This is a genomic window from Amycolatopsis nigrescens CSC17Ta-90, from assembly GCF_000384315.1.
Taxonomy (GTDB): Bacteria; Actinomycetota; Actinomycetes; order Mycobacteriales; family Pseudonocardiaceae; genus Amycolatopsis; species Amycolatopsis nigrescens.
Genome location: NZ_ARVW01000001.1, coordinates 8,894,817 through 8,914,309, shown reverse-complemented (window position 1 = coordinate 8,914,309; position 19,493 = coordinate 8,894,817). Strand labels below are relative to the sequence as shown.

General features: G+C 70.2%; 19 protein-coding genes. 6 read left to right on the top strand and 13 right to left on the bottom strand.

The window, feature by feature from the left end:
- Nucleotide 1 precedes the first annotated feature (1 nt).
- On the bottom strand, nucleotides 2–1,441 hold the full coding sequence (locus AMYNI_RS0142225; protein ID WP_020674194.1) for an APC family permease: 1,440 nt from the start codon (nucleotides 1,439–1,441) through the stop codon (nucleotides 2–4).
- A gap of 79 nt (nucleotides 1,442–1,520) precedes the next feature.
- The gene (locus tag AMYNI_RS0142220; RefSeq protein ID WP_020674193.1) at nucleotides 1,521–2,291 is read right to left on the bottom strand and encodes a carbon-nitrogen hydrolase family protein; all 771 of its coding nucleotides are present in this window, start codon (nucleotides 2,289–2,291) and stop codon (nucleotides 1,521–1,523) included.
- A 245-nt stretch (nucleotides 2,292–2,536) separates the two neighbouring features.
- Between AMYNI_RS0142220 and AMYNI_RS0142215 the strand changes: the two genes are divergently transcribed.
- The 3 genes from AMYNI_RS0142215 to AMYNI_RS47680 are packed head-to-tail and all read left to right on the top strand — an operon-like array spanning nucleotide 2,537 to nucleotide 6,161.
- A complete protein-coding gene (locus AMYNI_RS0142215; RefSeq protein WP_051116649.1) occupies nucleotides 2,537–2,992 on the top strand; it encodes a (2Fe-2S)-binding protein in 456 nt (151 codons plus the stop codon).
- Nucleotides 2,989–5,304, top strand: a complete 2,316-nt coding sequence (locus AMYNI_RS0142210; RefSeq protein ID WP_020674191.1) for a xanthine dehydrogenase family protein molybdopterin-binding subunit — start codon at nucleotides 2,989–2,991, stop codon at nucleotides 5,302–5,304. The genes AMYNI_RS0142215 and AMYNI_RS0142210 overlap by 4 nt, the downstream gene beginning before the upstream one ends.
- Nucleotides 5,301–6,161, top strand: a complete 861-nt coding sequence (locus AMYNI_RS47680) for an FAD binding domain-containing protein (protein WP_020674190.1) — start codon at nucleotides 5,301–5,303, stop codon at nucleotides 6,159–6,161. Before AMYNI_RS0142210 ends, AMYNI_RS47680 begins: the two co-directional genes overlap by 4 nt.
- A gap of 96 nt (nucleotides 6,162–6,257) precedes the next feature.
- On the opposite strand, the gene AMYNI_RS0142200 is transcribed toward AMYNI_RS47680, so the two are convergent.
- The 7 genes from AMYNI_RS0142200 to AMYNI_RS0142170 form a co-directional block, all read right to left on the bottom strand.
- Nucleotides 6,258–6,695: a winged helix-turn-helix transcriptional regulator gene (locus tag AMYNI_RS0142200; RefSeq protein ID WP_020674189.1), complete on the bottom strand. Its 438-nt coding sequence runs from the start codon at nucleotides 6,693–6,695 to the stop codon at nucleotides 6,258–6,260.
- Between the two features lie 72 nt (nucleotides 6,696–6,767).
- Nucleotides 6,768–7,901 carry a mandelate racemase/muconate lactonizing enzyme family protein gene (locus tag AMYNI_RS0142195; RefSeq protein WP_020674188.1) on the bottom strand — a complete coding sequence of 378 codons (1,134 nt, stop codon included), beginning with the start codon at nucleotides 7,899–7,901 and terminating at the stop codon, nucleotides 6,768–6,770.
- A 35-nt stretch (nucleotides 7,902–7,936) separates the two neighbouring features.
- On the bottom strand, nucleotides 7,937–9,307 hold the full coding sequence (locus AMYNI_RS0142190) for an aldehyde dehydrogenase family protein (RefSeq protein WP_040406273.1): 1,371 nt from the start codon (nucleotides 9,305–9,307) through the stop codon (nucleotides 7,937–7,939).
- A complete protein-coding gene (locus AMYNI_RS0142185) occupies nucleotides 9,304–9,888 on the bottom strand; it encodes a thiamine pyrophosphate-dependent enzyme (RefSeq protein ID WP_020674186.1) in 585 nt (194 codons plus the stop codon). Before AMYNI_RS0142185 ends, AMYNI_RS0142190 begins: the two co-directional genes overlap by 4 nt.
- A 3-nt stretch (nucleotides 9,889–9,891) precedes the next feature.
- A complete protein-coding gene (locus AMYNI_RS0142180; protein ID WP_020674185.1) occupies nucleotides 9,892–10,434 on the bottom strand; it encodes a thiamine pyrophosphate enzyme-like TPP-binding protein in 543 nt (180 codons plus the stop codon).
- Nucleotides 10,435–10,548: 114 nt separating this feature from the next.
- Nucleotides 10,549–11,268 (bottom strand): GntR family transcriptional regulator, encoded by a 720-nt coding sequence (locus AMYNI_RS0142175; RefSeq protein WP_020674184.1) that lies wholly within the window; start codon nucleotides 11,266–11,268, stop codon nucleotides 10,549–10,551.
- 79 nt (nucleotides 11,269–11,347) lie between these two features.
- Nucleotides 11,348–12,703 (bottom strand): MFS transporter, encoded by a 1,356-nt coding sequence (locus AMYNI_RS0142170; protein WP_020674183.1) that lies wholly within the window; start codon nucleotides 12,701–12,703, stop codon nucleotides 11,348–11,350.
- A 153-nt stretch (nucleotides 12,704–12,856) separates the two neighbouring features.
- On the opposite strand from AMYNI_RS0142170, the gene AMYNI_RS0142165 reads away from it, so the two are divergent.
- Nucleotides 12,857–13,312, top strand: a complete 456-nt coding sequence (locus tag AMYNI_RS0142165) for a phosphatase domain-containing protein (RefSeq protein ID WP_020674182.1) — start codon at nucleotides 12,857–12,859, stop codon at nucleotides 13,310–13,312.
- Between the two features lie 109 nt (nucleotides 13,313–13,421).
- Here AMYNI_RS0142165 and AMYNI_RS0142160 read toward each other — a convergent pair whose 3' ends face one another.
- The 4 genes from AMYNI_RS0142160 to AMYNI_RS0142145 form a co-directional block, all read right to left on the bottom strand.
- Entirely contained in the window at nucleotides 13,422–14,516 is a 1,095-nt protein-coding gene (locus tag AMYNI_RS0142160; RefSeq protein WP_020674181.1) for a S1 family peptidase, read from the bottom strand.
- Nucleotides 14,517–14,690: 174 nt separating this feature from the next.
- Nucleotides 14,691–16,058: a copper resistance CopC/CopD family protein gene (locus tag AMYNI_RS0142155; RefSeq protein ID WP_020674180.1), complete on the bottom strand. Its 1,368-nt coding sequence runs from the start codon at nucleotides 16,056–16,058 to the stop codon at nucleotides 14,691–14,693.
- 8 nt (nucleotides 16,059–16,066) lie between these two features.
- Nucleotides 16,067–16,651 (bottom strand): hypothetical protein, encoded by a 585-nt coding sequence (locus AMYNI_RS0142150; RefSeq protein WP_020674179.1) that lies wholly within the window; start codon nucleotides 16,649–16,651, stop codon nucleotides 16,067–16,069.
- Nucleotides 16,652–16,778: 127 nt separating this feature from the next.
- Nucleotides 16,779–17,057: a hypothetical protein gene (locus AMYNI_RS0142145; RefSeq protein WP_020674178.1), complete on the bottom strand. Its 279-nt coding sequence runs from the start codon at nucleotides 17,055–17,057 to the stop codon at nucleotides 16,779–16,781.
- 156 nt (nucleotides 17,058–17,213) lie between these two features.
- Between AMYNI_RS0142145 and AMYNI_RS0142140 the strand changes: the two genes are divergently transcribed.
- Together AMYNI_RS0142140 and AMYNI_RS0142135 are read left to right on the top strand one after the other, a co-directional pair.
- Nucleotides 17,214–18,407 carry an MFS transporter gene (locus AMYNI_RS0142140; RefSeq protein WP_020674177.1) on the top strand — a complete coding sequence of 398 codons (1,194 nt, stop codon included), beginning with the start codon at nucleotides 17,214–17,216 and terminating at the stop codon, nucleotides 18,405–18,407.
- 66 nt (nucleotides 18,408–18,473) lie between these two features.
- On the top strand, nucleotides 18,474–19,175 hold the full coding sequence (locus tag AMYNI_RS0142135; protein ID WP_020674176.1) for a B3/B4 domain-containing protein: 702 nt from the start codon (nucleotides 18,474–18,476) through the stop codon (nucleotides 19,173–19,175).
- The last annotated feature ends 318 nt before the right edge of the window (nucleotides 19,176–19,493 follow it).

Sequence of the window (19,493 nt, the reverse complement as noted above, 5' to 3'; positions counted from 1 at the left end):
GCTACGAAACGGCCCGCCTCCGGCGCCCGCCGACGGCTACCCCGGCGATCAGCGCGACGGCCGGGATCACGCCGAGCAGCACGCTCACCCCGGTGCTGCCGCCGGTGACCAGGGTGAAGTTCGAGACCACCAGCCACAGGCTGACCAGCAGCCCGGCGCAGGCGGCGACCGGAGCGACGACCGCGGTCCACACCCGGCCACGGCGGGCGGCGCGGTCACGGGCGAAGAAGACCACCACGGCCACCGACGTGAGCAGCATCAGCAGCACCATGCCGACGGTGGCCACCCCGGCCATCGAGCCGAAGATGCCGACCAGCGGGTCGAGCCCGGCGACGGCGAAGACCACCAGCAGCACCAGCGCGGTGCCGGTCTGCACGACCGAGGAGAACGCGGGGGAGTGGTGCCGCGGGTGCACCCCGCCCAGCCGGCGTGGGAAGAATCCCTTGCGCGCCAGCACGAACTGGTAGCGGGCGACGACATTGTGGAAGGACAGCACGCAGGCGAACAGGCTGGTGCACAGCAGCACCTGCATCACGTCGGTCAGCACCACACCGAGGTGCTGCCTTGAGGTGTCCAGCAGCATGTTGCCGCCCTGGTCGAGCGCGTCGGTGGCGACCCGCACCACCTGGTCCGAGCCGGCCGCCTCGACCAAGGCCCAGCAGGAGACCGTGTAGAAGATCCCGATGATGGCCACCGCCAGGTAGGTGGCGCGGGGAATGGTCCGTGCCGGGTCCTTCGCCTCGTCCCGGAACACCGCGGTGGCCTCGAAACCGATGAACCCGGTCAGCGCGAACAGCACCGCGATGCCGAGCGGGCCGGAGAACACCGCGTCCGGGGTGAAGGAGTCGCCGCTGATCCCGTGCGCGCCGCCGCTGGCCAGAATCGCCACGTCCAGCGCGACCACGATGGCGATCTCCAGCACCAGCGCGACCCCGAGCACCTTGGCGCTCAGCTCGATGTGCCGGTAACCGAGCAGGGCCACCACGGCCAGCGCCACGATCGAGTACGCCCACCAGGGCAGTGCGGGGCCGCCGTAGTGGGTCACCAGGTCGCCGACCGCCCAGCCGAGGTAGCCGTACACGCCGACCTGGATGGCGGTGTAGGCGACGAGCGCGACGTAGGCGGTGCCCATACCCGGCCGGTCGCCGAGTCCCTGCGTGACATAGGAGTAGAAGGCGCCGGCCTCGGTGACGTGCGGGGTCATCGTGACGAAGCCGATGGAGAACACCAGCAGCACCAGCGAAGCGAGCACGAAGCCCACCGGTGCGCCGGGCCCGTTGCCGTTGCCGATCGCGAGCGGTACGTTCCCGCCGATCACGGTGAGCGGCGCGGCCGCGGCGATGACCATGAACACGATGCGGCCGGTGCCGAGCTTGCCGGACAGCCTGCCGGCCGGGGCGGATCCGTCGTCGTTCGTGCCTGCGTTCGCTTCGATGGCCAAGGCGGTCTCCTCAGAATCTTGCGGGACACCCGCACCCGATCGATGGGGACATGCGCAAAAAACGTCGCATGCCCCCATCTCAGTCGTAGAGGTGCGGCATCCGGTCGGCTAGATAGGGATTGGCCCGCTGGGCCTCGGCCACCACGGCCGGTTCGACGTCGGCGACCAGCAGGTGGGTGCCGTGCACCGCGGAGTCGAGGACCTCGCCCGACGGCGCGACGATGCTGCTGCGTCCGACGTAGCTGAGCGTGTTCTCGCTGCCGTCGTGGTTGATGTAGGCCAGGTAGACCTGGTTCTCCCAGGCGCGGGTGCGGATGAGCTGCTCCGCGACGAACTCGAAGGGTGTCATCTGCGCGGTCGGCACGGCGACCAGCTGCGCGCCGGCCAGCGCGGCCGCGCGGACCGCTTCCGGGAACTCGACGTCGTAGCAGATCAGCAAAGCGATCTTCAGGTCGTGGTAGGTCACCGTGTGCACGAGCTCGTCGCCAGGGGTGAAGTACCGCCGGTCCAGCTCGCCGAACAGGTGCGTCTTGCGGTAACGGCCGAGTAGCCCACCGTGCTCGTCGAGGAAGAAAGCCGTGTTGTAGCAGGCGTTCCCGTCCTGCTCCGGCGCGCCGAGCAGGATCGCCACGCCGTGGCGCGCGGCGATTTCCGCGGCCGGGCCGGTCAGGTCCGCGCGGGCGAGGTCGCGCACCGTGTCGCCGATGTCGTATCCGGTGACGAACAGCTCGGGCGTGATCAGCAGCCGGGCGCCGAGGCCGGCGGCGTCCGCGGCGGCCCGGTCCAGCTCGGCCAGGTTGGCCCGGACGTCACCCGGTGTGCCCGGTGTTTGCAGCCCGGCGATCCTCATCGCTGGTCCGGCCATTGTGGAGTGTCCGGCGGAGTGTCCGATGGAGTGTCCGGTGGCATGTGCACACTGTTCAGCCTCGGCGGGCACCCGGCAAGGGACAAAGTGTACGGCGAGAGCCGGAAACCCCGACGTTGTGTGCGGCCCGAAGATAGTTGTGTTTTCCAACTCGCTGGGTCTACTGTTAGTTGGGAAATGCGACTTAATGGGCCCGAAGGAGAAGACCCGTGTCGGAACACGAGCGATCCGTGCCCATCGAGCTCACCGTCGACGGGGTGCGCAGGCGGGGCAGGGTCGCCCCGCGCACCCTGCTCGTGCTCGCCCTGCGGGAGACTTTCGGGGTGACCGCGCCGCACGTCGGCTGCGAAACCGGCCGCTGCGGGGCCTGCACGGTGCTGCTCGACGGCGACGCGGTGAAGTCCTGCCTGGTGCTGGCCGTGCAGTGCGACGGCGCGGAGGTGGTCACCGCGGCCGGGCTCGCGCGGGACGGGGAACCGCATCCGCTGCAGACCGCCTTCGGTGAACACCACGCGTTGCAGTGCGGCTATTGCACGCCGGGCATGTTGTGCGCGGCCGCCGACCTGTTGCGGCACAATCCGAATCCGACCGAAGACGAGGTCCGCCAATGCCTGCGCGGAAACCTGTGCCGGTGCACCGGATACCAGCACATCGTGGACGCGGTGCTGTCGGTGACCGGACGATGAGGGGTGACTGGGTCGGCCGTCCGGTACGGCGGCTGGCGGAGGACCGGCGGTTCGTCACCGGGCGCGGCCGGTACGTGGACGACATCGCGCCGCCGGGCCTGCTGCACGCCGCTTTCGCGCGCAGCCCGCACCCGCACGCGCGGATCACCGGGGTGGACACCGGTGCGGCCGGTGCGATGCCGGGCGTGGTCGCGGTGCTGACCGCCGAGGATCTCGGCGAGCCGGCCTCGGTCCGGCCGGACTGGCTCATTCCCGGCAGCCGCGTCAAGGGCAGGCCGGTACTGGCCGTGGACCGGGTCCGGCACGTCGGCGAGGCGGTCGCGGTGGTCATCGCGGAGCGGCGGGAGGACGCGGCCGACGCCGTCGAAGCGGTCCGGGTGGGGTATCAGCCGCTGCCCTTCGTGCTGGACCAGGAACAGGCGCGCGACGACAATGCGCCACTGGTGCACGAAGACCTGCCGGACAACGTCGCCGCCAGGTTTGCCATGGGCAACGGCGGTTTCGACGAGGCGCAGGCCGACCTGCGGTTCGAGTTCGGCCTGCGCAACCAGCGGCTGGTGCCGTTCTCGCTGGAACCCAGGGTGGTGCTCGCCGACTACGACGCGGTGCGGGAACGGCTGACCGTGCACTCCTCGACCCAGCTGCCGCACAACCTGCGCCGGAACCTGGCCGAGGGCCTCGGCTTCCCCGAGCACCGGCTCCGCGTCGTCTCACCCGACGTCGGCGGTGGGTTCGGCGCCAAGATGCACACCTATCCGGAGGAGTTCGTGCTCGCCGAGGCGGCGATCCGGCTGGGCAGGCCGGTGAAGTGGGTGGAGACCCGGCGGGAGAACCTGGTCGCGACCACGCACGGTCGCGACCACGCGATGCGGGTCGAGGTGGCCGCGAACCGGGACGGCAAGATCGTCGCCCTGCGCGTGCGCGGCACGGCCAACGTGGGCGCGTACCTTTCCTCCATGGGCACCGGCGTGCCCACGCTGAACGTGATCATGTACATCGCCGGGGTCTACGACATCCCGCACGCCGAGATGTCCGTGGACTGCGTGTTCACCAACACCACCCCGGTCGACGCCTACCGCGGCGCCGGCAGGCCCGAGGCTTCGTACCTGATCGAGCGCACGGTGGACCGGGTGGCGCGCGAGCTCGGGCTGGACCCGGTCGAGGTCCGGTTCCGCAACTTCCTCCGTCCCGAGCAGTTGCCGAAGTACCAGCCGGTCGGCGCGTACCTGGACAGCGGGCGGTACGCGGACACCCTGCGCCTGGCGCTGGACACCGCCGGTTACGCGGAGCTGCGTGCCGGGCAACGGGCGGCACTGGCGGAGGGAAAGCTGGTCGGGATCGGGGTCAGCTGCTTCACCGAGACCTGCGGTACCGGGATGCCGGACGGGCTGGCCAGGGTGGGCTTCGACCGCGGTGGCTTCGAGACCGCGGTGGTCCGGGTGCATCCAGGGGGACAGGCGACCGTGCTGTCCGGTTCGCACAGTCACGGTCAGGGGCACGCGACCACCTTCGCGCAGATCGCGGCGGACGAGCTGGGGCTGGCCCCGGACCAGGTCGAGGTCGTGCAGGGGGACACCGACCTGGTGCCGGTGGGCGTCGGCACCTTCAACTCCCGGTCGGTGGTGGTCGGGGGCAGCGCGGTCAAGGTGGCGGCGGCGCGGGTGGCCGCGCGGATCAGGGCGATCGCGGCGGTGCTGCTGGGTACCTCACCCGAGCGGATCGAGCTGTCCGGCGGTCACTGCCGGACCGGGGACGCGTCGGTGACCGTGCGGGACGTGGCGCGCCGGGCGTGGACCGGTCAGGGACTGCCTGCCGGGCAGGGCATCGGGCTGGAGGAGACCGAGTTCTACCAGCCGTCCGCGATGTCCGCCCCGTACGGCGCGCATCTCGCGGTGGTGGAGGTGGACGCGGAGTCGGGGGAGGTGTCGCTTCGCCGCTATTTCGCGATCGACGACTTCGGGGTGGTGATCAACCCGCTGCTCGCGCGCGGTCAGGTGCACGGCGCGCTGGCCCAGGGGATCGGCCAGGCGCTGTTCGAAGGGGCGCACTACGGCGTGGGCGGGCACCCCGCTGCCGATCCGCCGATTCCCCGGTTCGACCTGGTGCCGCGCTTCGAGACGTCCTTCGTGGAGACCCCGAGCCCGACCAACCCGCTCGGCGCCAAGGGAGTGGGCGAGGCCGGCACCATCGCCGCGCCGCCGACCGTGGTCAACGCCGTGCTCGACGCGCTGTGGCCGCTCGGCGTCAAGGAGATCGAAATGCCGCTGACCCCCGAACGCGTGCTCGACGCCATCGAGCGGGTCGCCCGATGATCCCGTCGTCCTTCGACTACCTCCGGCCGCGCACGATCCAGGACCTGAAGGCCGCTCTGGCGGGGCACGGCGACCGGGCGCGGCTGCTGGCCGGTGGGCAGAGCCTGCTCACCGATCTCAAGCTCCGGCGGAAGAACCCCGCGCTCGTGCTGGACCTGTCCGGAGTGCCCGGACTGGACGAGATCGCGGTCGGCCTGGACGCGCTGACCTTCGGCGCGATGGCGCGCCAGGCCGACATCGCGGGTCATCCCGACGTGGCCGCGCGGCTGCCGTTGCTGCTGGAAGTGGCGAACGTGGCCGCGGATCCCTTGGTGCGCAGGAGAGGCACGCTCGTCGGCGCCTGTTGCGAGGTGGCCCCCGGCGGTGACTGGCTCGCCGCCGCACTCGCGCTGGACGGCGTGTTGCTGGTGGACGGAGTGCGCGGGCGTCGCACGGTGGCACTGGGCGATTTCGTGCGCGGGCCGGCGGAGAACGCGCTGGCGCCCGGCGAGTTCGCCCGCTCGCTGCGCCTCCCGCTGCCCGGCGCAGGTGCGGTGGCCGGCTATCGCAAGGTCAAGCACGTCGCGGTCGGCTGGAGTGTGGCCGGTGCGGCGATCGTGTTGACTCCGGGGGGCGATGGCCGCGTCGAACGGGCCAGTGTCGCGGTGTCCGGCGCGCTGGCGTATCCGCGGCGGCTGCCGGTGCTCGAAGCCGCGTTGCCCGGTCTCGATTTCGCGGACCAGCGGCGGCTCGGGGAAGCGATCCAGGACTCCCTGGCGGGACTGGATTATCAGGGTGACTACTACGCCTCGCCCGGTTATCGGCGTAAGCGTCTTGCGCTCCTGATTCGCCGCACTCTCGCCGAGCTGGCTGTGTGACTCAGTGAGTCCGAACGGGGAACTCGCCGGGCTCCGAGGTGGAACTCGCCGGGGCGGAGTGTGGGACTCGCGGGGTGTGAAGGTGGGACTCGCGGGTTAGGAGACTTTGCCGATGCGGATGGGGGTGAGCTGGTCGGGCAGGGCCGGTTCGCGGCATTCCGCGCAGACCGTGACGGGATGGAGCTCGGCGCCGCACTCGTGCCGCCACACCGTCGGCGGGCGGCCCTTGGTGATGTAGCGGTCGCCCCATTCCATCAGGTTGAGCAGGACCGGTTGCAGCGCCTGGCCCGCCTCGGTGAGCACGTACTCGTACCGGGGCGGCCGTTGCTCGTACTGGCGCCGTTCCAGGACGCCGGTCTCCACCAGTGTCCTCAGCCGCGCGGTGAGGATGTCCCTGCTGGCCCCGGTGTTGCGCACGATCTGGTCGAAGCGCCGGTTGCCGAAGGAGATTTCGCGGATCGCCAGTATGCTCCAGCGTTCCCCGATGACGGCGAGCGCGTTGGCGATCGAGCAGCGCCTGGCCGGACCTGGCATCGCGGATGCCTCCCTCGAGAGGTGTGGATTCGATTTTCCAACTTATCACGAGGGAGGCGGCCACACCGAAGTTCAGGAGCTGATCTCGTACTTCGCGACGACGTCCTCGTCGAGCTCGATGCCGATCCCGGGGCGATCAGGCAGGAACACCTGGTTGTCCTGGTAGCGCAGCCGGGTCCGCGGGGTGAGCAGCAGCTCGAAGTTGTAGATTCCCTTCTCCAGCGCGAAATACTCGACCACGAGCGGGTTGGCCACCGCGGCGGTGAGGTGCACGTGCAGGTTGTGGTGCCAGTGCGGGGCCATCTGCAGGCCGAAGCTGTCCGCGGTGTGCGCGACCCGCAGCCATTCGGTCACGCCGCCGACCACGCCCGCGTCGGTCTGCAGGATCGACGCCGAGCCCGCCTCGATCAGGCTGCGGAACTCCCAGCGCGTCTGGTGGATCTCCCCGGTCGCGACCGGGGTCCGGATCTGCCTGGCGAGCTCGCCGTGCCCGACGATCGCCTCGGGGGACAGCGGCTCCTCGAACCACCACAGTGGAACGTCCCCGGCCGCGCGCTCGAAGGCCTCGATGGCGACCCTGGCTTCGCGGACCGAATGGTAGGCGTTGTTGGCGTCCAGGGAGAGCTTGCCGTCGCCGATCGCTTCCACGGCGGCCGCGACCCGCCGCGCGTCCTCGGCGACGGTCAGGCCGCCGACCTTGATCTTGTGGTCGGTGAAGCCCTGCGCCGCGTTGAACGCGATCTCCTTCACGATCGCCTCAGTCCACTCGCCTTCGCCCGGCTGGTAGTAGCCGCCGGACGCGTACGCCGGCTGCGGTGCGGTGGAACCGCCGAGCAGCACGGCCAGCGGCTGGCCGGCGCGTTTCGCCTTGAGGTCCCAGAGCGCGATGTCGATGGCGGACAGTGCGCGGATGACCGCGCCGCGGCGCCCGGCGAGCAGCGTCTCCTGGTAGGCGCGGCTCCACAGCCCGTAGATGTCGTCCTGCTCGGCGCCCAGGTACACCGGCGCGAGCAGGTCGTCCACGGCGGCCTTGGTGATGAAGGCACCGGCGGTGCCGGCGTAGGTGTAGCCGATGCCGGTGTGCCCGGTGTCGTCGGTGACCTCGACCAGCACGTAGTGCCGGTTGGCCAGTTCGCGGTTGGACATCCTGGTCGGCTTGCCGACCGGGATGCCGATGGCCCTGGCCAGGACCTGCGTGATCGTCATGGGATTCTCCTTGGTGGGGTGGGTTTTCCGCCGGGTCAGGCGGTGCGGACCGACTGGAGGTTGGCGAACTCGAGCGCGCCATGGGTGCCGAGCTCCCGGCCGTGGCCGCTGGCTTTGACGCCACCGACCGGAATGCGCGGATCGGACTCGGAGATCCGGTTGACGAACACGGATCCGGCGTCGATCTTCGCGGTGAGCGCCTGCGCTCGTTCGACATCGCGGCTCCAGATCGAGCAGCTCAGCCCGTACCGGGACGCGTTGGCCGCGGCGATCGCGTCGGCCTCGGCCGGTACCGCGAGCAGCGCGCCGAGCGGGCCGAAGGTCTCGTCCTGGAACAGGGGGTTACCGGTGTCGGGCACCTCCACCAGCGTCGGGGTGAACCAGGCGCCGGGCCCCTGGTCGGGCTCGCCGCCGCCGAGCAACCGCGCCCCGCTGCTGAGGCCGGCGCCGAGTTGGCGGCGCAGTTCGTCGCGCAGGTCGACGCGCGCCATCGGGCCGAGGTCGGTACCGGGGGAGAGCGGGTCGCCGACCACCAGCGCGTCGAGCTCGGCCAGCGCGGCGTCGACGAACTCGTCCCGCACCAGCTGCGCCACGATCAGCCGTTTCGCGGCGATGCAGCTCTGCCCGGCGTTGAGGAACCGGGACCGGACCGCCGCGCGGGCGGCCGCGCCGACGTCGGCGTCGGCGAGCACCACGAACGGGTCCGAGCCGCCCAGTTCGAGCACTGTCTTCTTGACCACCGCACCGGCACGGGCGCCGACGATCGCGCCAACCCGGTTGCTGCCGGTGAAGGCGACCCCGGCGATCCGAGGGTCTTCGATGAGCTTCCCGATCCGGTGCGGCGGCAGCACCACGGTGCTGAGCACGCCGGGCCCGAAGACCTCGTCGAAGAGCGCCTGCACCGCGTACGCGCTGCCGGTGACGTTGTCCGCGTGCTTGAGCACGACCGTGTTGCCGATCGCGACGGCCGGGATCATCGCGCGGAACACCTGCCAGAACGGGTAGTTCCACGGCATGATCGCCAGCAGCGCGCCGAGCGGCAGCGGCCGGACGAACCCGGAGTCCGGTGCCACGTCCACCGGCCGGGGCGCGACGAGCCGCTCGACGTGCTCGGCGTAGTACTCGCAGGCCGCGGCGCTCTTCTCGATCTCGGCGGCGGCCTGGCCGAGCGGTTTGCCCATCTCGGTGGTGATCAGGAACGCGAACTCCGGTGAACCGGCCCGCAGCCGCGCGGCCATCGTCCGCAGCAGGGCGGCCCGCTCGCCGGGAGACTCGGTACGGCGGACCGCGGCGGCATCGAGCAACGCGGTGAGCGCGCGTTCGGAGGTGACCGGGTAGGTCGCGATCTCCTCGCCGTGCACCGGATTGACCGTGCGGACCTTGGCCACAGTGGACGGTGCGCTCATCGGGTACCCCCGGCCGTCGCGGTCAGCCAGTCCTGGAACCGGCGGCCGAGCACCACCGGGTTTTCCAGCAGCTTGGGGATGTCGGGCGCGTTGCCCACTTCGACCCGCACATGCAGGAAAACCGGCCCGTCCGCGGTGAGCGCCTTGCCGAGCTCGACGCGCAGCCCGTCGGCATCACCCGCGCGGTGCACCGTCCAGCCCGCAGCGTCGGCGAGCGCGCCGAGGTCGACCCGGCCGGCGTAGGTCGGCAGGTTCGCCGTGGCGCCGTAGACCCCGTTGTCGAGCAGGACCAGCAGCAGGTTCGCCGGCCGCAGATAGCCGCCGGTGGGCAGCACGTTCGGGTTCATCAGCAGTGAGCCGTCACCCTCGATGGCCACCACCCGCTCGACCGGGGTACCGGCGACGGCCAGCGCGAGACCGGTGGCCACGGAACCGGCGAGCCCCATCGAGTCCAGCAGGTACAGGTGATTCGGCCGGTCGGCGACCGCGGCGAGCTCGCGGCTGGTCGATGCGCAGGTCGCCACCACGGGCAGCCCTTCGGTGGCTTCGGCCAGGACCTCCAGTGCTTCGATCCGCTGCACGCCTCACGCTCCCTTTCCGTCGGTGGCCCAGAAATGTGTCAGCACGACGACCGGGCGGAAGGTCATCCGGGCGTGCGTGCCGGCCTCGGCGACCACCGCCTCCCAGTCGGCGGGGTCGCTGCGGCGGTCGAGTTCGAAGACCCGCAGGCCGACCCGGTCCAGCAGGCCGGGCACGTGCTGGCACAGCGAATGGATCATCGAGTTGTACTCACCGAGGCCGCCGCGGGTGTTCGCCACGATCAGCAGCGGCAGGTGGTAGGCGAGGTTGAACGTGGTCAGCGCGGTGAGCGCGTTGCCGAAACCGTTGTCCTGCATCACGATCGCGCCGAACTTGCCGGCGAGCGGCAGGGCGCCGAGCACACCCATCGCCTCTTCTTCGCGGGAGAGCGGGAACACCCGGCCGGACACACCGTCTTCGCCGCCGTCGGACTCGACCAGCGCGGTGATCACCGGTGCGACGCTGACCGACGGGATGTAGCCGACCAGGTCGGCGCCCGAAGCCCAGAGACCTCGGGCGACCGAGGCCGCGTAGGAGGGGGAAGTCAAAGGGGAATCCTTTCAGCAGACCGCCGAGGGCAATACGCCAGTAACGTACTACCAGAGCCAAGTAGCATGCAACTGTCGGACAAGGTTCGGCCGGTGAAGGGACGGGCGAGGTGCTTAGTGGACGATCCGCTCGCCGGCGGGCACGGCGATCTCGACCCAGCGCCGCCATTCCGCGACCAGCCCGCGGTTGTCCTCGCCGCTGTGCGCCACCAACAGGTCGGCGGAACGCACGATGTGCTTGCGCATGGCCCGTTCGGCGGCCTCGCCGTCGCGCTTGCGCAGCGCCTCGATGATGTCCCAGTGGTCCTTGAGCGCGGTCTCCACCGACTGGTACTTCGGCACGCTGAACCGGCCGTCCAGTGCCAGGGTCTGCCGCAGCTCGCCGACGAACTTCGCCAGCCGCAGGTTCCCGCTCGCACGCAGGATCAGGTCGTGCAGCCGCTCGTCCGCGGCGAAGTACTCGGGGCTGCCGTCCGCGAGCTTCTCCATGATCTTGAACTCGGCGGCCAGCGCCTCTTCGTCGCGGCCGGTCATCACCGCGGCGGCACTGCGGGCGGCGGGCGGTTCGAGCAGCACCCGCAGGCTGCACAGCTCGACGATGCCGCGGCCGTCCGGCCCGAGCACCCTGGCGCCCCGGTTGCGCTCGATCTTGACCAGGCCGAGGTCGGCCAGCTTGAGCAGTGCCTCGCGCACCGGGGTACGCGAGGCGCCGAAGCGCTCGCCCAGCTCACGCGAGGAGTAGAGCACCCCGCGCTGGAGCTGGCCGACCCTGATCGCGTCGCGGATCTCGGCGGCGATCTGCTCGGACTTGCTGTCGACCGGCGCTTCTGACAAGTGGCTCCCCGTGCCCAGCCGAACGAGAACCTGGCTGCCCCGGCCCGCTCGGCCCGGCCGGGGCTGCCCAGCATAGCCGCTACCGTCCCGACGGCCGGTCAGGCGCATCGGGGATCGCGGGCTCCAGTGCTGTTCGCCTGCGCCGGGCGGACAGCCACAGGCCGCCGATCACGGCCATGGCCAGTATGTTGGCCAGTATCATCACGGTCATCGACAGGCCCGCGTTGCCACCGGAGATGTCCTGGATCCAGCCCACCGCGAACGGGCTGATGAAACCCGCCGCGTTGCCGAGCGAGTTGATCAGCGCGATGCCGCTCGCGGCACCGACCCCGGCCAGGAAAGCCGTTGGCAGGGACCAGAACAACGGCTTGGCCGTCTGCGCGGCCATGGTCGCGACCGTGATCGCGAAGAACGCCAGCGCCGGGGTGCCGAGGCCGACCGCGGTCACCGCGAAGGCCACCACTGAGACGCCGAGCGCGATCAGCACCGGCTTCGAGGAACGTTCGTCCCGCACCAGGCGGCCGGCGAGGTACATGCAGATCGCGGCCATCAGGAACGGCACCGCGGACAGCCAGCCAACCTGCACGCTGTTCAGGGTGGCGCCCACGTCCTTGATCACCGAGGGCATCCAGTAGATGAGCGGGTAGGCGCCGCACTGCAGCAGGAAGTAGACCGCGGTGAGCGCGAGCACCTTCTTGTTGCGGAACACCGCGCGGTGCCCGGCGGGTGCGGTGGCGGTGCGCTCGGCCTCCTCGGTGGCCAGGGTGGTGATCAGCCATTCGCGTTGTGCCTCGCCGAGCCAGCGGGCGTCCGCGGGGCGTTCGGTGACGGTCAGGAAGAACACCACGCCCAGCACGACCGCGGGGATACCGCCGACCAGGAAGATCCAGCGCCAGCCGTCCAGGCCGGCCACGTCGTCGAAGGCGGACAGGATCCAGCCGTTGAGCGGGCCGCCGATCACCCCGGCCAGCGGGATGGCGACCATGACGGTCGAGATCACCTTGGTGCGCTCGGAGTTGGGGAACCAGTGCGTCAGGTAGACCAGGATGCCGGGGAAGAAGCCGGCTTCCGCGATGCCGAGCAGAAAGCGCAGCACGTAGACCATTTCCACGTTCGGCGCGAAGGCGAGCAGCGCGGCGATGACGCCCCAGGTCACCATGATCCGGCTGAGCCAGATCCGGGCACCGACCTTGGCCATGATCATGTTGCTGGGTACCTCGGCGAGCACGTAACCCACGAAGAAGATGCCGGCCGCGAACCCGTACTGGGTCGCGGACATCCCGAAGGTCTCTTCGAGACCGAACTTGGCGAAGCTGATGTTGATCCGGTCGATGTAGCTCACGATGTAGCCGAGCATCAGCAGCGGGACGACCCTGCGGGTCACCCTGCGCATGGTGCTCGCCCGCAGTGAGCCGTCGCTGATCACACGCGCCATTTTGGACCTCCTGTCGACGATGACCGGCGGAGAGAAGCTCTTGATACGCCACTGTCTGCAAGTGAAGTACCAGTAGGATGGAGTAGCATGCTACGTGTGGGCGAGCGGTCCCACAAGGGAGCGCTTCAGGCCGTGTCCACGGCAGGATGGGGTATGACCAACTCGACCCTCACCGGAGCGACCAAGCTGCCCGACGAGTCCTGGGTGCGCGGTCGCGGCCTGCGCGACCCGGCGCCGGCGGGCATCGTGCCCGACTACGGCCTCTACCTTGGCGGTGCGCGGCTGCGGCAGCGGCACGACCACGAGCTGAGCTGGCCCCACGACTGGATCGACTGGCCGGACTTCCTGCTGCCGCGCGACCGGGCTGGTGCCATCGCGCAGATCCGCGCGCTGCACGAGCGGGCTCGCGCCGGCCGGCTGGTCGAGGTCGCCTGCGGCGGGGGCGTCGGCCGGACCGGCACGGTGATCGCCTGCCTCGCCGTGCTCGCCGGGGTGCCGAAGGCCGACGCGGTCACCTGGACACGGGCGAACTACCACCGCCGGGCGGTCGAAATGCCGTGGCAGCACCGCTGGATCGCCCGCTTCCCAGCCTCCACCCCAGGCAAATAGCCGGCTTTTTGCCCTTTGGCCAAAGGGCAAAAAGCCGGCTATTTGCCGGTATGAAACAGAACGCCCGCCCGGTGCCAAGACCGGGCGGGCGCACCGTACCGCTGATGGATCAGCCGGTGTACAGGGTCAAGCTGTAGTTCGAAAGCACTTCGTTGACGGGCTGGAAGTAGGTCGTGCCACCCGATGAGCAGTTACCGGAGCCACCCGAGGTCATGCCCTGGGCCTGCACGCGGGTGCCGGATCCGGGGTCGCTGACGAACGAGCCGCCGGAGTCGCCCGGCTCGGCGCAGGCGCTGGTCCTGGTGAGGCCGTAGACGATGTCGCCACCGCCGTAGTTCACGGTCTGGTTGAACGCGCCGACGGTGCCGCAGCGCCAGCCGGTGGTGGAACCCGAACGGCAGATCCGGCCGCCGACCTGGGTCACCGTCGAGCCCGCCACCGTGACGTCCGAACCGGCGTTGTAGCGGTCCACCAGCGCGGTCGACACGGCCGAGCTGCTGCTCACCCGGATGATGCCGTAATCGTTGCTGGGGAAGGAAGAACCGGCGACCGGGCCGATGGTGCCGCCGGGGCCGGACACGGTGCCGCCGAGGTCGGTGCAGTGCCCCGCGGTGATCACGTACCGGGTGCCGGAGGAGTTGCGCGCGTTGAAGCCCACCGAGCAGCGGCCGGAGCTGAAGTTGATCGCCTGGCCGCCGATGATGTTCCACATCGGCCGTGGCCGTTCGGTGGCCTGTTCGACGCGCAACGCCTCCGTGCCGGCGTCCGCGGCCCACGCCAGGCCGGCCGCGTCCCGGTTCAGCACGGACACCACGACTTCGTTGGTTGCCACGTCCACATACCAGCCGGTGACCGAGTCGGGCGCACTTCCGGCTCGATGGTCCAAAGTAGACTTGACGTCGTTCAGTTCGGTGGCGCTGTGGCGCACCACCTTCGCGATCGCGCCCGCGGCACGGACCTGCGACGTGCGCGAGGCATCCGTGACGCCGGCGACGAGCTTGCCGGTCGAGGCGTCCAGCCAGGTGTTCGCGAACTCGGCACCGAGTTGCCGGCTGAGCGACTGCTGGGCGCCGGCGAGCGCGGCCGGGTCGGCCGAGGCGTCCAGTAAGGACGGCACGGTGGCCGAGGCGGGGGTAGCCAGCGCGGCCGCGGTAACGGCGGCGCCGGCCAGGGCAAGGATGGCGTGAAGGGAACGTCGACTCACGATCGGCCTCCAAAGCAGGGGGAGAAGGGCCGGAAACGACGGTGTACACCTGGGAACGGACGCTACGGCAGCGCTTCGGTCACCGGTAGCGGCTATTTGAGCGCACCGGGTAGGCCGGACCGCCGCGTTGGTCGGTCACCAACAGTGGCGTTATCCGGCATCCGGGTGGCGAACTCAGGCGTCCGGGGAAAGTGTGGAGAGCCTGGCGGCGAGTCCGAGTAGCACGACCGCGATCGCCACCTCGGTACCCACCGTCAACCGCAGCCGCGTCAGGTTCGTGGTGAGCACAGCGATTCCGGCGGTTCCGGTGGTCTCCCGCCGGATGGCCATTCTTCGCACGGCCATTCGGCTCAGGTTCGCCACCATCAGCAGCAACCCGAAGGCAGCCAGTTTGGCCAGCAGGACGAGGCCGTAGCCGGAGGACCAGAGCGCGGAAAGGGACGGAAGGTGCCGCAGGCCGAGAAAGGCGCCACTGAGCACCACGACGGCGACCGAAACCGCGGCAATGCGGGAGAAACGGGCCGCCACCGCCGCCAGGTCCTCGCCGGGGCTCTCCCGGCGCAAGGCCACCGCCAGCTGGACGAGCCCGCCCGACCAGACCGCGATCGCGCCGAGGTGCGCGAGATCGGCGGTGATCGTGAAGTACGGCACCGGATCGGCGGCCGCGTGACCCGACGCGGAGAAACTGAGCAGCACCACGAAACCGGCGACCATGGCGAGGTTTTCGTACCGGGCGTTCAGCCGGGCCGAAAGCGGCGGGCCCGGCCCGAGCAACCGGCCGGCCAGTACCGCCAGCACCGCGACCGCGCCGAGGCGCAGCAGGAGCAGCTTGCCGTAGGAGACGCTCAACGTGGTCGCCAGCAGGTCTGCGGAGAAGAGCGAAGACACTCCGCGTCCGGCCACATAGGGCCCCTGGATCAGGAACGCGGCCACCGCGGCCAGCCCGGAGACCGCGCAGCCGCAGCGCACCAGCTTGCGCACGACCGGGTCCGCGCGCCCGGCTGGGCGGCAGGCCGGCACGAACACCAGCCCGCCGAGCAGCACCACACCGGCGAAGGCGGCCCAGCGTGCCCCGGTGGAGATGACGTCCACCGTCGCGTCCGTGGCGGTGGTGGTGGAAACCGTGCCGCTGTCGGTGACCAGCGGACCGTCGCCGATGACGAAGACGAAGGTGCCCCGCACCGGATGGGAGTCGGTGGACAGGAACGCGTACTCCACCCGGAAACTGCCGTCGGGGAGGCCGGGCCGCAGCCGGACGGCCAGCTCTTCGGCCACCTCGCCGGGCTGGAACACCGGCCCGGTGTCGGCCCGCCCGCCGCGTTCGTCCAGCACCCGCAGCGAGTCCTGCTGGATGCCGACGCTTTCGGACAGCAGCACGGAGACCTGGGCCGGCGCGCTGCTCAGCCTGGCGCCTTCGCCGGGGGCGGTGGAGACGATCCTGACGTGCGCGGAGGCGGGCGCCGCGGCCAGCACCCCGAGTCCTAGCCAGCCCGTCAGGAACAGCAGCAGTGCCAGTGCGCGGCGAGCCGGACCGGTCGTCATCCGGTTTGTCATCCGGTGGCCGCCGGCGTGCGTTCGCGCTCGCGGGGAAGCCCGCAGTGGCAGCCGGTCCGCGCGCGCTCGGCGGCCGAGGCGCGGCGGTGCAGGATCATCGCCACGATCATCGGGATGGTGACGATGGTGTTGTAGAACAGGTGCAGCTCGACCCGGGGAATGAACAGCTGGATGATGCTGGTCGGTACCGGTCCGCCGTCGAGGCGCCAGCCGGTCTGCGCTTGCAGCAGCAACAGCAGGTGCTCGATGTGGTGCCAGAACTGGATGCCGAAGGCCAGGTTCCACCATTGCCGCGAACGGCCGGCGAAACCGCGGCGCAGTGCCCACAGCGCGATGAGCATGATGAGCGCGTAGCCGTAATGCATCCATTCCGAGGTGACCAGCCAGGGAAAAGGAATGCCGAGCACGCCGCGGGCGTCGGGGATTTTCCAGCCGAAGGCGTAGATCTGCACAGCTTGCACGATATGCTCGGACCAGTGCGCTAGCACGACGAACATGAACAGGGCCAGCGCCAGATGGTGGTACTTCTCGTTCAGTGCGGTGAGCCATTTGGTTCGGCGGGCGGATTCGACGGCCGTCATGCCGGGCTCCTTCGCTTGATCATTTCGCCAGGGGAGAACTCCATTCTCAGTATGACGCGCTTTAGTTGGCCTTCTTATTTCCTCTTGCGGACTTTTCGGGCCGGAGGCGATATCTTTCCGGGGCCTGTCAGGCGGCGACGGGCTGCGCGGTGATGATCGCGAGGCCGGCGGAGGTGAGCGCGGCCGGCACGCGCTGCCCCAGCGCGCCGGGCCGTTTCGGCCGGAGCAGGCCCTGGTGCGCGAGGGTGTGCGCGGTGAACTGGTCGCAGCAGGACACCCCGTCGATGAACAGGTCCGGCTCGCTGCTGCAGGAGACCTGGGCGCGGCCGGCGCCGACGGCGCGGAGCATGGCGAGCCCGCGGTAGCTCACGGTCGGGGTGGCCTTGCCGATGGTGTTCGTGTTCATGGCGGATCCTTCCTGCTGCCGTACCACACTCAGTGGTCCCGCTTGACGTTCACTCGTAGACACGTCGAACGGGAGAGGCGGAAATCGACATGCCGGTGACTACGCCGTCGTGTTTTCGCCAGACGGGGGCCGGTGGCGGCTGCTGTCCTGGACCGCATGATCACTACCTCCCTCGAAGGCGCCGCTGATTCGACACGACCGCCGCTGACCGGCTGGCTCGCGGTCGTGGCCGTGATGCTGGGAATCTTCTCCATCGTCACCACCGAGATCATGCCGATCGGCCTGCTGACGCCGATCGGCGCGAGCTTCCAGATCTCGGCGGGCACGGCGGGCTGGATGATGACGGTGCCGGGCATCGTCGCGGCGGTCGCGGCCCCGCTGGTCACCGTGGCGACCGGGCGGATCGACCGTCGCCTGATGCTGTGCGCGCTGACCGCCCTGCTGGCACTGGCCGACCTGCTGGCCGCCATCGCACCGGACTACTGGGTGATGCTGGTGGCCAGGGTCCTGGTCGGGCTGACCATCGGCGGCTTCTGGTCGATCGGCGCCGGCCTCGCGGTACGGCTGGTGCGCGAGCGGGCGGCCGGTACCGCGACCGCGGTGATCTTCGCTGCGGTGCCGCTCGGCTCGGTGCTCGGGGTGCCCGCGGGCGCCCTGATCGGGCAGTTCGCCGGCTGGCGGGCCGCCTTCGCGGTGCTGGGCGTGCTGACCGTGGCCGTCCTTATCGCACTGGTCGTGCTGCTGCCGCCGCTGCCGGCCGTGCAGGTCACCAGCCCGGCCGTGCTGCGCGGCCTGCTTCGCGCCGGCAGGGTCCGGCTCGGGCTGGCCGCGACCTTCCTGATCGTGGTCGCCCACTTCGGCGCCTATACCTACGTGACCCCGTTCCTGGAGCAGGTAACCAGGGTGGACCCGGTGCTGATCAGCACGATCCTGCTGACCTACGGGGTGGCCGGGCTCGCCGGGAACTTCGTCGCGGGCGCGGCGATAGCGCGTGGCCTGCGGGCCACCTTCGTCGTCGGTGCCTGCCTGGTGGCCGGGGCGACCCTGCTGCTGCCGGTGGCCGGGCAGTGGCAGGCCGGCGCGATCGGGCTGCTCGTGCTCTGGGGGTTCGCCTACGGTGCGGTCCCGGTCTGCTCGCAGACCTGGTTCGCCGACGCGGCTCCGCACGCGCGGGAGGCGGCGACGGTCCTGTTCACCTCGTCCTTCCAGGCGACCATCTCCGTCGGCGCGCTGCTCGGCGGGGTGGTGGTCGACTCGATCTCCCTGCCGGCCGTCATGGTGGCCGGTGCGGTGTCCGCGGCGCTGACGGCGCTGACGCTGTGGCTCTTCGGCGCGAAGCCGGCGGGGTAGTCCGGCCCGCGCCACGGCGGCGTGCGTAAGGTCGGCGCTGACAGGGCTGCCGTGCCGGGGAGGGTCATGCACTTTCAGCACTCGAGTGAGATCTGGACGGACTTCCCGGAACTGGTGCCCGGCGTGCTCTACGCCGAGGGGATCACCGAGGACGTCACTGCCGTTTTCGTGGGCGACCGGATCGACAAGTTCACCACGATCGCGGCGTCCCGGCTCGAAGGCCGTTCGGAGGCGGAGCTGCCGGAGATCCAGGCATGGCGGCGCGCCTACACCAGGATGGGGCTCAAGCCCACCCAGTACCGCTGTGCCTCGGAATCGCTGCTGCGGCGGTTCAAGAAGGAGCGGGAACTACCGCGGATCCATCCGCTGATCGACATCTGCAACGCGATTTCGCTCGCCTTCGCGATTCCGGTGGCGGTGTTCGACGTCGCCGAGATCGAGGAGTACGTGGAGGTTCGTCGTGCGGTCGGCGACGAGACCTACCTGACCTTCTCCGGTGAGACGGAGAACCCGGCCGCCGGTGAGGTGATCTTCGCGGACGCCGCCGCCAGGGTGCACGCCCGGCGCTGGGTCAACCGGCAGAGCGGCTACTCGGCGGTCCGCAGTTCGACGCGGGCCGTGCTGGTAGTTGCGGAGGCCATGCACTCCTCGGCTTCCGACGATGTCCGGCGGCTGACCGCGGCGCTCGCCGACGAGCTGGCCGCCGGCTGGGCGGTGACCGCGGAACCGGTGACACTCGCTGATTCTTCGCCACGGTTCGAATTCTGAGCACATCGCAGACCAGAATTCACGGATGCTGTTTTCGGTCAGCTCAACGGCGGGCGGGAAGTTCATCGGGAAGTAACGGAACTTTACCGCCGCGGCGTTGTCCCGCGGCGGCACCGGTGCCGGTCGCGGCCAACTGGTAACTGTGAAAAAAGATCGTATCGGCACCTCGCGGGGACGTTCGTTGTCGGCTGCAACAAAGTATGGATCCTCCGGGCCTGATCTGGCAACCCCCAGGTGGGACGGGGTCGGCGACGGCCGTGGCGGCGGCGGGAGCGGCAGCCGCTGGGAAAGGAAAGTTCAGCGTCGGGCGGCGTCGGG